General features: G+C 41.6%; 2 protein-coding genes. Both read left to right on the top strand.

The window, feature by feature from the left end:
* The coding region (locus tag R8N47_RS26165; protein WP_318186225.1) for an SLBB domain-containing protein at nucleotides 1-174 on the top strand (174 nt) is incomplete at its 5' end.
* A 14-nt stretch (nucleotides 175-188) separates the two neighbouring features.
* The coding region (locus R8N47_RS26170; RefSeq protein WP_318186224.1) for a Wzz/FepE/Etk N-terminal domain-containing protein at nucleotides 189-628 on the top strand (440 nt) is incomplete at its 3' end.

The following is a 628-nucleotide window of genomic DNA, read 5'->3' on the forward strand; positions in this document are numbered from 1 at the left end:
CCAGGACTGACGATAGAAAAAGCCATCGCACTAGCTGGCGGGCTCACCGATAGAGCTTCACGTAAAAGCATTAACTTAACCAAACACAAAACTGGCAAAACCGTAGAAGGCGTGAGTATGCAGCGCACGGTTGAACCAGGTGACATTGTCTTTATTGATCAGAGCTTCTTCTAGTGACAGGTAATCAAATGAACGGAACTCATCCCAACAATTTCCAGATGAACAAAGTGGAACTGATTCGTTTTGGCCATCACTTTAAAACGCTGAAAAAAAACTGGCTTAGCATTGCTGCGTTCACGCTTATATTCTCATTGACGTGCACTTGGTACATCTACTCCAAAACATCCATTTACCAAGCAACAGCAACGTTATTGATTCAAGAAGAGCAAAAAAGTGCGCTGTCGATTGAAGAAGTGTATGGCGTAGATACGACCAAGAAAGAGTACTTTCAAACACAAATCGCTATTCTGAAATCCAACCACATTGCCGACAAAGTCATTAATGAACTGAATTTAACTCAACACCCTGAATTTACGAGCTCCGGTGGACTAAAACAAAAAATCGACGACATTAAAGCAGTCCCGTTAGTACAAGATTTATTGAATGTTTCTCCTAGCCCAAAAGAGAC

The sequence above is a fragment of the Vibrio sp. 2132-1 genome (genome assembly GCF_033344315.1).